At 74.6% G+C, this 10825-nt stretch carries 10 protein-coding genes; 5 read left to right on the top strand and 5 right to left on the bottom strand.

Translation table 11 applies throughout. The features are described from left to right. Nucleotides 1-113: 113 nt before the first annotated feature. Entirely contained in the window at nucleotides 114-566 is a 453-nt protein-coding gene (locus tag ACWEMJ_RS13690) for an FtsB family cell division protein (RefSeq protein ID WP_452137201.1), read from the bottom strand. Between the two features lie 126 nt (nucleotides 567-692). After that, nucleotides 693-1661, bottom strand: coding sequence for a 16S rRNA (cytosine(1402)-N(4))-methyltransferase RsmH (gene rsmH, locus ACWEMJ_RS13685; RefSeq protein WP_452137200.1), 969 nt, complete (start codon nucleotides 1659-1661; stop codon nucleotides 693-695). Between the two features lie 493 nt (nucleotides 1662-2154). Here rsmH and ACWEMJ_RS13680 point away from each other — a divergent pair, with 493 nt between their 5' ends. From ACWEMJ_RS13680 to ACWEMJ_RS13665, 4 genes are all read left to right on the top strand, one after another. Continuing rightward, a complete protein-coding gene (locus ACWEMJ_RS13680) occupies nucleotides 2155-2670 on the top strand; it encodes a beta-class carbonic anhydrase (protein WP_452137199.1) in 516 nt (171 codons plus the stop codon). A 161-nt stretch (nucleotides 2671-2831) separates the two neighbouring features. After that, nucleotides 2832-3851 (top strand): AAA family ATPase, encoded by a 1020-nt coding sequence (locus ACWEMJ_RS13675; RefSeq protein ID WP_452137198.1) that lies wholly within the window; start codon nucleotides 2832-2834, stop codon nucleotides 3849-3851. 1 nt (nucleotide 3852) lies between these two features. Beyond that, nucleotides 3853-5172: a DUF58 domain-containing protein gene (locus ACWEMJ_RS13670; RefSeq protein WP_452137197.1), complete on the top strand. Its 1320-nt coding sequence runs from the start codon at nucleotides 3853-3855 to the stop codon at nucleotides 5170-5172. Beyond that, the gene (locus ACWEMJ_RS13665) at nucleotides 5169-7586 is read left to right on the top strand and encodes a transglutaminase family protein (RefSeq protein WP_452137196.1); all 2418 of its coding nucleotides are present in this window, start codon (nucleotides 5169-5171) and stop codon (nucleotides 7584-7586) included. Before ACWEMJ_RS13670 ends, ACWEMJ_RS13665 begins: the two co-directional genes overlap by 4 nt. 77 nt (nucleotides 7587-7663) lie before the next feature. Here the strand turns inward: ACWEMJ_RS13665 and ACWEMJ_RS13660 are convergent, their stop codons facing one another. The 3 genes from ACWEMJ_RS13660 to ACWEMJ_RS13650 form a co-directional block, all read right to left on the bottom strand. Next, nucleotides 7664-8047 (bottom strand): DUF3040 domain-containing protein, encoded by a 384-nt coding sequence (locus ACWEMJ_RS13660; RefSeq protein ID WP_452137195.1) that lies wholly within the window; start codon nucleotides 8045-8047, stop codon nucleotides 7664-7666. A 239-nt stretch (nucleotides 8048-8286) separates the two neighbouring features. Continuing rightward, complete coding sequence (locus tag ACWEMJ_RS13655) at nucleotides 8287-9039, bottom strand: methyltransferase domain-containing protein (RefSeq protein WP_452137194.1); 753 nt, start codon at nucleotides 9037-9039, stop codon at nucleotides 8287-8289. A 92-nt stretch (nucleotides 9040-9131) separates the two neighbouring features. Continuing rightward, nucleotides 9132-9617 carry an SAV_6107 family HEPN domain-containing protein gene (locus ACWEMJ_RS13650; protein WP_452137193.1) on the bottom strand — a complete coding sequence of 162 codons (486 nt, stop codon included), beginning with the start codon at nucleotides 9615-9617 and terminating at the stop codon, nucleotides 9132-9134. Between the two features lie 441 nt (nucleotides 9618-10058). Between ACWEMJ_RS13650 and ACWEMJ_RS13645 the strand changes: the two genes are divergently transcribed. Further along, nucleotides 10059-10694, top strand: coding sequence for a DUF4126 domain-containing protein (locus tag ACWEMJ_RS13645; RefSeq protein ID WP_452137192.1), 636 nt, complete (start codon nucleotides 10059-10061; stop codon nucleotides 10692-10694). Nucleotides 10695-10825 lie beyond the last annotated feature (131 nt).

The raw sequence follows: 10825 nt of genomic DNA, 5'->3' as shown, positions 1-10825 counted from the left end.
GCTGCTGCTGGTGGTGGCGGGCTACGTGGTGGTGCAGCTGCTCACCGACCTGGCGTACTCGTGGCTGGATCCGCGGGTGCGGCGGGGGCGGTGCGGGTCGCCGGGCGGTCGGGTCATCGCCCGGCCCCGGGCGAGGCGGAGACCGGCGGCGCCGGCGCGAGGTCGATGCCAGGGTCGCCGGGGTTCGACGAGGGCGACGGGGAGGGCGAGCCGGACGCGCCGGCGGGGCGCTGCCAGGGGTCGGTGCTGCTGCGCGGCACCGGCGGGTTGTCCTCGGCGGCCTTGGGCTTGCCGTTGACGCTGCCGTCGGCGCCGAGGAAGACCGGGTCGCCGCCGGGGACCATGCCGAGCTCGCGGGCGCGCTGCTCCAGCGCGTCGGGCGCGGACTGGGCGGCGATCTCCTGCTGGAGGGTCTGCTGCTGGTCGGTGGCGTCGGTGGTCTGCTTCTTCAGCCGGGACAGCGTGAACGCCCCCTCGTTGAGGGCGGTGTTGAGCATCAGCAGGCCGAGCAGCCCGGCCGACAGCAGCGTCACCACCAGCACCGCGAACGGGGTGCGCCCCCGCATCGAGCGCGCCCCGGGCCGGACGGTGATCCGTGCCCTGCCCCCCTGCCCGGGGACCCGCCCCCGGGTCCGCTCGCCGGCCACCGGCACCGCTCCACTCCCCTTCGCTCCGCTGCTCCCGGCGGTTGGCTACCTCCGGGTCTCCCTGATCCTCTCCGCCACGCGCAGCCGTACGGGCGCGGCGCGCCGGTTCTCCTCGATCTCCTCCTCGGTGGCCAGTTCGGCTCCTCGGGTGAGCAGTTTCAGCCAGGGCTGGAGCTCCTCGGGGATCACCGGCAGGCCCGGCGGGGCGGTCGAGGTGGCCCCGGCCTGGAAGTACTGCTTGACCAGGCGGTCCTCCAGCGACTGGTAGGACATCACGACGATCCGACCGCCCACGGCGAGGGCGTCCAGCGCGCCGGGGATGGCCCGGTCCAGCACCTCCAGTTCGCCGTTGACCTCGATCCGCAGCGCCTGGAAGGTCCGCTTGGCCGGGTTGCCGCCGGTCCGCCGGGTGGCGGCCGGAATGGCATTCCGCACCAACTCCACCAGACGAGCGCTGTTGGTGAACGGTTCCTTCTCGCGTTCCCGCAGCACCGCGGAGGCGATCTTCCCGGCGAACCGCTCCTCGCCGTACACCTTGAGGATCCGGGCCAGGTCGCCGTGGCTGTAGGTGTTGAGGACCTCGGCGGCGGAGATGCCCCGGGTCTGGTCCATCCGCATGTCCAGCGGCGCGTCCTGGGCGTAGGCGAAGCCGCGGTCGGCCTCGTCCAGCTGCATCGAGGACACGCCGAGGTCGAACAGCACGCCCTGCACGGCGGGGATGCCCAGGTCGGCCAGCACCTGAGGGATCTCGTCGTACACCGCGTGCACCAGGGTGGCGCGGTCGCCGAACGGGGCCAGCCGCTCGCCGGAGAGCTTCAGCGCCTGCGGGTCGCGGTCCACGGCGACCAGCCGGACGTCGGGGAAGCGGGTCAGCAGCGCCTCGCTGTGACCGCCCAGGCCCAGGGTGGCGTCCACCACGACGGCGCCGGGGGCGGAGATCGCCGGGGCGAGGGCGTCCAGGCAGCGCTCCAGCATCACCGGGATGTGCCGGGGGGCCGGGCTGTCGGTACTCATAGCGGGCGGGGCCCTTCCTCAGGTGCAGGTGTGGCCCAGCCATTCTCGCCTACCGGCCCGCCGTCCCCGCACGCCGCCCGTGGTCCCCGCCCGCTCGCTCGGGGGAAGGAGCGACCGCCCGGCGCCGGGGAAGGTGCGCCAGGTGGGCACGGAGCGGGAGGAGGCCGCGGGCTGCGTACGGGCCGGCCGGCCCGGCGCGGAGCCCGGTCGGGCTCCCGGTTGCCGGTTGCCGCCCGCCGTGCTCCACTGCGCCGCCAGACTATCGCCCACGCCCGGTCAGTCAACGCTCCGCGACCGCGCACCACCCGGCCGGCGGTATCCGTCCGCGCAGGTCACAGCGGTGCTGCGGGCGTTCGCGCGGACGGGGCGCGGAGCGTTCCGTCCGCGCCGGTCGAACCGGGACGAAGCCGCACCGACAGGGGCGCGGGCCCGGTGGGTAAAGGCTTGCGCAGGTGGGCCGCACGGCCGCCCCCGCCGCACTACCGTCGTCGCCATGGCACCTGCTCCCGGCTCCGACCGGCCGTCCGAGACCGACCGCTTCGTGGCGGCCAACCGCTCCTACGCCGAGACCTTCCGGGACGGCGGCATGGACGCCCGCCCGGTGCGCAAGGTCGCCGTGGTGGCGTGCATGGACGCCCGGCTCGACCTGTTCGCCGCGCTCGGCCTGGAACTCGGCGACGCGCACATCATCCGCAACGCGGGCGGCGTGGTCACCGACGACACCATCCGCTCGCTGACCGTCAGCCAGCGCGCCCTCGGCACCCGCACCGTGGTGCTGATCCACCACACCGGCTGCGGCCTGCTCGGCCTCACCGAGGACTTCCGGCACGAACTCGAACAGGAGGTGGGACAGCGCCCGCAGTGGGCACTGGAGGCCTTCTCCGACCTGGACGCCGATGTCCGGCAGTCCATGCAGCGGGTGCGCACCTCGCCGTTCCTGCCGCACCGCGACGAGGTGCGCGGATTCGTCTTCGACGTGCACACCGGACTGCTCCGCGAAATCCGCTGAAACCGCCGGGCCCACGCCCTCGTCCCAAACCGGGACAAGCCTTCGCGTGTCGCCCGGCCGGGTGACTTCTGGTCGGGGGACAGGGAAGAATGCGCCAAGTATTCGGGGTGGGCGGGGCTCGAACCAACCGCCCGGCGACTGTTGCACATGGGAGCGTACGGGTGACGACCATCAACGGACAGGGCTCGGAGCAGCCGGGGACGGACCGCTACGAGCGCCGGGAGCCGGCCGGGCTGGCGGAGTTGACCGCGGTGGTCGACCGGGTCCGGGCGTCCGTGGAGAGCGTGATCGAGGGCAAGCCGGAGGCCGTCCGGATCGCGCTGACGGTGCTGCTCGCCGAGGGCCACCTGCTGCTGGAGGACGTGCCCGGCGTGGGCAAGACCATGCTCGCCAAGGCGCTCGCCCGCTCGGTGGACTGCACGGTCCGCCGGATCCAGTTCACCCCCGACCTGCTGCCCTCGGACGTCACCGGCACCAACGTCTTCGACCAGCACCAGCGGGACTTCGAGTTCCGGCCCGGCGCGATCTTCGCGCAGATCGTGGTCGGCGACGAGATCAACCGGGCCTCCCCGAAGACCCAGTCGGCGCTGCTGGAGTCGATGGAGGAGCGCCAGGTCACCATCGACGGCACCTCCTACGAACTGCCCTCGCCGTTCATGGTGATCGCCACCCAGAACCCGGTGGAGATGGAGGGCACCTACGCCCTGCCGGAGGCCCAGCGCGACCGCTTCATGGCCCGCATCTCGATCGGCTACCCGAGCCCGGAGGCCGAGTACGCGATGCTCGACCTGCACTCGGCCGCCAACCCGCTGAACGACCTGCAGCCGGTCGCGCACGCCGCGGACCTGCTCAAGCTGATCGACGTGGTCAAGTCCGTGTACGTCTCCGACCCGGTCCGCCGCTACGCCGTCGACCTGGTCGCCGCCACCCGCAACACCCCCGAGCTGCGGCTCGGCGCCTCGCCGCGGGCCACCCTGCACCTGGTCCGGGCGGCCCGCGCGCACGCCGCCCTGGACGGCCGCGACTACGTGCTGCCGGACGACATCCAGGCGCTGGCCGTGCCGGTGCTCGCGCACCGCCTGCTGCCCACCTCGGAGACCCAGCTGAGCCGCCGCACCGTGGAGGCCGTGGTGCTCGACCTGGTGTCCCGACTGCCCGTCCCGCGTCCGCAGGGCCGCTGAGGTGGCGGGCCCCGCCCGGCCCTCCGGGCTGCGCGCCGCCCTGCAGGGGCTCACCACCCGGGGGCGTTCCTTCCTGGCCGCCGGCCTGACCGCCGCGCTCTGCGCGTACCTGTTCGGGCAGAGCGCGCTGTTCCAGGTCGGCGTGCTGCTGGCGGTGCTGCCGCTGGCGTCCGCGCTGCTGCTGGTGCGCACCCGCTACCGGGTCGCCTCGGGCCGCCGGCTCAGCCCGCAGCGGGCGGCCGCCGGGCAGGAGGCCCGGGTGCACCTGCGGCTGGACAACGTCTCCCGGGTGCCCACCGGCCTGCTGCTGCTGGAGGACAAGGTCCCGTACGTGCTGGGGCCGCGCCCGCGCTTCGTGCTGGACCGGGTCGAGCCGCGCGGCTTCCGCGAGGTCTCCTACCGGGTCCGCTCCGACCTGCGCGGCCGCTACCCGCTCGGGCCGCTGCAGCTGCGGCTGTCCGACCCGTTCGGGATGTGCGAGCTGACCCGCGCGTTCAGCGCCGCCGACGTGCTCACCGTGGTGCCGCAGGTGCAGACCCTGCCGCCGGTGCGGCTGCCCGGCGAGTCCGCCGGGCAGGGCGAGTCCAACGCGCACGCGCTGGCGCTGGCCGGCGACGACGACGTCATCCCGCGCGAGTACCGGCACGGCGACGACCTGCGCCGGGTGCACTGGAAGTCCACCGCCCGCTACGGCGAGCTGATGGTGCGCCGCGAGGAGCAGCCGCTCAAGGCCCGCGCCACCGTGCTGCTGGACACCCGGGAGACCGCGCACCGCGGCTCCGGGCCGGCCTCCTCCTTCGAGTGGGCGGTGTCCGCCGCCGCGTCGATCTCCGTCGACCTGGTGCAGCGCGGCTACCAGACCCGGCTGCTCACCGACACCGGCCGCGCCCACCCGGCGCACGGCAGCACCAACACCACCGGCGCCGAGACCGTCGGCGTGCTGCTGGACGCGCTCGCCGTGGTCGAGCACTCCGACGGCGGCGGCCTGGCCCGCGCCGAGGAGGTGCTGCGGCTGGGCGGCGAGGGCCTGCTGGTGGCGATCGTCGGCGACCTCGACGAGGAGCAGGTCGAGCGGCTGTCCAGGCTGCGCCGCCGGGCCGGCGGCGCGGTCGTCCTGCTGCTGGACACCGGCACCTGGGCGGGGCTGCGGCACCTGTTCCCGGACGCCTCCGATGCGCAGGCCGACTCCGCGGTCGGCCGGCTGCGCGAGGCCGGCTGGACCGTCCTCCCGGTGCGGGCCGGCGACTCGCTGCCCGCCCTGTGGCGGGCCGCCGACCGCACCCAGAACTCCGTTCCCTACCGAGACGAGGTCGGCGCGTGACCACCCGGGCCAAGTTGACGCTCTGCGCGGCCCTGGCGACCGCCCTGGCGGCGCTGTCCCTGTCCCCGCTGTTCAAGGACTCCTTCTCGCTGGCCCCGCACGGCCTGCTGATGATCACCACCGCGGCCGCCGCCGGCGCCGGGCTGCGCGCCCTGCCGCTGCCCCGCCCGCTGGTGCTGCCGCTGCAGCTGCTGGTGACGCTGTACGTGCTGATGCTGACCACCGTGCAGTCCGCGATGGCCGTCGGCGTGCTGCCCGGCCCGAAGGCGCTCGACGCGGTCTCCTCGCTGCTGTCCGCCGGCGCCGGCGACATCCAGGAGTACGCGATCCCGGCGCCCACCACCGACGGCCTGCGGCTGATCGTGGTCGGCTCGGTCGCCCTGGTCGCCGTCCTGGTCGACGCGCTGGCCGTCACCTACCGCCGGGCCGCCGCCGCGGGCCTGCCGCTGCTCGCCCTGTACTCGGTGGGCTGCGGCCTGGCCGAGTCGCCGGGCGGCATGTGGCTGTGGTTCCTGTTCGCCTCGGCCGGCTACCTGCTGCTGCTGTACACCGAGGGCCAGGACCGGCTCACCCGCTGGGGCCGGGTCTTCCACGGCACCGGCCGCTCCGCCGTGGCACTGTCCAACGGCGGCCGCCGGGTCGGCCTGATCGCGCTGGCCACCGCCGTCCTGCTGCCCGCCGTGCTGCCCTCCGTCGGCTCCGGCCTGTTCGGCGGCCTCGGCGGCAGCGGCTCGGGCACCGGCAACGGCAGCGGCGCGGGCGACGAGCGCTCGCTCAACCTGGTCGTGGCGCTCACCGCCAACCTGCGCGCCGCCGACGACACCGAGCTGCTGCGCTTCTCCACCGACGCCACCGACGCCGACCAGCTGTACCTGCGGGTCGCCGCGCTCAGCGAGTTCGACGGCGAGGAGTGGAAGGTCGGCAACCAGTCCGGCGAGCCGCTGCCCACCACGCTGCCCTACCCCGAGGGCCTGGCCCCCACCGTCGGCACCAACTCGATCCGCACCAACATCAAGATCTCCGACCGGCTCGGCACCACCTGGCTGCCGATGCCGTACCCGGTCTCCTGGGTCGAGCTGCCGTCCACCGCGAACTGGCGCTTCGACAAGACCAGCCGCACCGTCGCCGGCGTCAACGGACAGAAGACCAACGGCCTCTCGTACGGCGTCAGTTCGGTCACCGTCAACGCCGACGCCGCGCAGCTGCGCGCGGCCGGCCCGGCGCCCGAGGACATCACCAGGCGTTACCTGGGCCTGCCGGACAACCTGCCCCCCGTGGTCGGCGAGACCGCCCGGAAGATCACCCAGGGCGCCACCAACCCGTACGACCGGGCCGTCGCGCTCCAGCACTACTTCACCAAGGGCGACTTCACCTACAACACGAAGATCGAACCGCGCACCGGGGCGGACGCCATCGCCAAGTTCCTCGACGACAAGGAGGGCTTCTGCGTGCACTTCGCCGCCACCATGGCCGCGATGTCCCGCTCGCTCGGCATCCCCTCCCGGGTCGCCATCGGCTTCACCCCCGGCACCGGCGACTCCGTCAACCGCGTGGTGCGCAGCTCCAACTACCACGCCTGGCCGGAGCTCTACTTCGCCGGCCTCGGCTGGATGCGCTTCGAGCCCACCCCGAACCGGGGCGCCGCCCCGCTGTACTCCGTGCCGCAGGCCGCGAACTCGGCGCAGCCCAGCGCCCAGCCCAGCGCCTCGTCGTCCGCCGACCAGCCCTCGGCCGGGCCGTCCGCGTCCAGCGCCTGCGACAACAACTCGCCGCAGCACCGCATCGAGGACTGCGCCGACGAGGCCGCGATCGTCGAGCACAAGACCGTCACCACCCCGTGGTGGCAGACCTGGCCGGGGATGCTCGCCACTGCCGGGCTGGTCCTGCTGCTGATCCTGCTGGCCACCCCGATGCTGCTGCGCAGCCGGCTGCGCAGGCGCCGCCTGGGCACCGGCCGGTACGGCCCCGGGGCGGACCGGCCGCGGCTCACCGACGAACAGGTGCTCGCCGCCTGGGCCGAGCTCGTCGACTCCGCCTGGGACCTGGGCCTGCCCCCGGACGAGGCCCGCACTCCGCGGAACGAGGCCCGCCGGCTCGCCGAGGACGGCCGTCTCGCCCCCGCCGCCGCCGAGGCCGCCGGCCGGATCGCGCTCGCCACCGAACGCGTCATGTTCGCGCGCGAGTCCGACCCGCCGCCGCAGCTCGGCAGCGACGTCCGCACCGCCCGCGAGGGCCTGCTCCTGCAGGCCACCCGCCGGCGCCGGCTGCGCGCCCTGCTCCTGCCCGCCTCGACCGTCCGCTTCTGGTGGCGCACCCAGGACCGCGTCGCCGCCCTGCGCGAACGCACCGCCGAGCGCACCGCGCGGCTGCGCGAGCAGGTCACCCGGCCGTTCCGCCGCACCCCGAAGGACTGAGGCGCGGCGAAAAGAGATCCGCCCGGCGAGGAGGTTTCCTCGCCGGGCGGATCTCTTCGCTCTGTCCGGTTGCGCTGCTACAGGCCGCTCTGTTCGTCGCGGCGCCGCTGCCAGCGCTGTTCCATTCGGTCCACGACACCGGTCTTACGGCGAGGCGCTGCCGCCTGCCGTGGACCGTGTCCGGCTGGGCCCGGGCCTCGTCGCCACGCGGTGACCGCGAGGACCGCACAGCCCAGCATCACCAGGAACCCGACGACGCTGACCCAGATGACCTGCGCGACCAGGCCGCCCATGAGCAGCGCGACACCTGCGACGAACCCCGCTGCGGCCAGGATGACCCGCCGACGGGTGTGGGTGCGCAGGCCGGTTCCCTCAAGCGCTGACGCGAACTTGGGATCTTCGGCGTACAGCGCTCGCTCCATCTGCTCGAGCAGTCGCTGCTCGTGCTCCGAGAGCGGCACGGAGTCCTCCTACTCGTCGGTCGCGGGGCGACCGGTCCGCCACCCCTGGCTCGGGCCTGTGTGGTCCATATGCCCCACCGGTCTGGCCGTCATGCTTACCGGCTTTACCCAGATCATACGGTCCACGGGCCCTGTTCGGCGTGGTCAATCAGGCGTGGCTCGGGCCACCACGACGTGGAGCCCGCTCTCTGCAACGAGCGGACCCCCCACTTGGTGCCCCCGGTGCTCGCGGGCGGTGTTCAGACCGCTTCGGCGAGCAGGTGGAGCTGGGTGGCGACGGCGTGGAACGCGGGCTGCTCGGCGGCGGCCAGCTCCAGCTTGAGCAGGGCGTCGAGCGCGCCGGGCTCGGTGTCGACGAGGACGCCGGGGACCAGGTCGGCGAAGACCCGGATGCCGTGCACGGAGGTGACCCGCAGGCCGGCGTCGGTGGCGAGGGCGTCGAGCTGGTCGCCGGTGAAGCGGCGGGGCATCGGGTCGCCGGCGCCCCAGCGGCCGTCGGGGGCGTCCAGCGCGGTGCGGGCGTCGGTGAACTGGCCGGCCACCGCCCGGGCCAGCACGGCGCCGTTGCGGTTGGCGGCGAGCAGGCTGACCAGGCCGCCCTTGCCGAGGGTGCCGACCAGGTGGCCGAGCGCCTCCGCCGGGTCGTCGACGACCTCCAGGACGCCGTGGCAGAGCACCGCGTCCACCGAGCCCGCCGGGACCAGCTCGGGCAGCGTCTGGGTGTCGCCCTGGACGGCCCGCACCAGGTCGGTGACGCCGGCCTCGGCGGCCCGCCGCTCCAGCGCGAACAGCGCGTCGGGGCTGGGGTCGACCACGGTGACCCGGTGGCCCAGCTTGGCGACCGGGACGGCGAAGTTGCCGGTGCCGCCGCCGGTGTCGACGACCTCCAGGACCGGCCGTCCGAGCTCGGCGGAGCGCCTCTCCAGCGCCGACCGCAGCACCTCCCACACCACGGCGGTACGCAGCGCACTGCGGGGACGAGTCGGATACAAGGCGGCACCCCTCTTGGCAGGTCTTCCACGGCGGGAACGCCCTTACCCTATCCGGCCGCACGGGGCGGACCCCGTGCGGCACAGCGCCGTGCTCAGGGCCGCAGCGCGAGGATCCGCTCCACGATGCGCAGATACAGGGCGGTGTTGCGGACCAGGTCGTCCGCGTCGCGCGGACCGGCGGCGCCGGTGATGCCGGCCTCGGCGGCCGCGCGGCGGCGGGCTCCGGCCGCGAAGTAGGCCGCCCACTCGGCGAGTTCGGGCGCGACCTCGGGCAGCAGCTCCCAGGCGGGACGGATCGCGTGGCGGCGGCGTGGATGCCGCTCGGGACGGCCCCGGACCGCGAGCACGGCGGCGGTGGCGCGCAGCGCGGCGAGATGGGCGGTGGCGTAGCGCTCCAGCGGATCCTGCCGGCTGCGGGCGTGCACCAGCGTGCGGTGCGCGTGCCGGAGCAGTTCGAGCGCGGCCGGCGAGGCGGGGACCCGCCGCAGTACCGGGTGCACGTCGGCTCCGCGCGCGGCAGGCAGGGTGGGTTGATCGACGGCAGGGCGGGCGACAGGCTCAGGACGACTGACGGTCATGGGTCTCCCCCGTTCACTCCGGACCTTGCCCGGGCCGGTCGGCCCGCGCATGCATCCATCGTGAACGGGGGGTCTGACAACTCCGGGCCGTTCGTGGCCGCTCCGTCGTCCCCACGGCCGCTCCCCCGGGCAGGGCCGGGCTCCGCCGCCCCGTGTCGGCGGTGCCCGGCCCCGTCCTCCGGCCGTTGCGCGCCCAGGGCCTGTGGTGCGGGCCACCGTTCCCCCGTTGGCCATGGCCTGCCCCGGGCGCTCCGGGCGGCTCCACCCGGCGGCGGCCGTCCCGTTGCCCACTACTGTGCCGTCGCCCGGCGGCGGCGGGAATCCGCGCGGGTACTCATCCCGCGATCTGAGTACGGATACTCAGACGCCCCCGGCACCCGGCGGGGGCCGGGTACCGTGGCCGGACCCGTCCGAGAGCCGGCCGGGCGGAGGGGGCATGGGGTGGAAGCCGTACCGCTGATCTTCACCAGCGGCTGGGCGAGCGGGATCAACGCCTACGCCGTGGTGCTGCTGCTCGGCCTGTTCGGCCGCTTCGGCGGCGCCGAGACGGTCCCGCCGGCGCTGGAACGCACCGACGTGCTGATCGCCTCCGCCGTGCTGTTCCTGTGCGAGGCCGTCCTCGACAAGATCCCGTACGTCGACACCGCCTGGGACGCGGTGCACACCGTCGTCCGCCCGATCGCCGGCGCCACCGTCGGCGCCCTGCTCGCCGCGCACGACCCCGGCTCGCTCGGCGAGCTCGCCGCCGGCGCGGTCGGCGGCACCACCGCCCTGCTCAGCCACGGCGTCAAGGCGGGCCTGCGGATGGCCGTCAACACCTCCCCGGAACCCGCCTCCAACATCCTGGTCAGCCTCGCCGAGGACCTCTCGGTGGCCGGCCTGGTCACCCTCGCCGTCTTCCACCCCTGGCTGGCCGCCTCGGCCGCGGCGCTGCTGCTCGCCGCCGGCGCCCTGCTGGTGTGGTTCGCGGTCTCCCGCATCCGCCGCTACTGGCTGCGCCGCCGAGAGGCAAGGCGAACGCGCACACGGAACCAGGGGCACGGCGAACTGCGCGGAACGGAAGGCACCCGTCCATGAGCTCGCGGGCAGCAGCGAAACAAGGGGCGCGGGGAACTGCGCGAAGCGGAAGGCACCCGTCCGCGAGATCGCGCCACCGACCATGACCTGCACGCGGTCGCGCCAACGCAGTGCGGGCACGCACCCAGCGG

This window comes from Kitasatospora sp. NPDC004531 (genome assembly GCF_053602195.1).
Note: the sequence above shows the minus strand (reverse complement) of the source record. Positions and strands in the feature narration are given on the sequence as shown.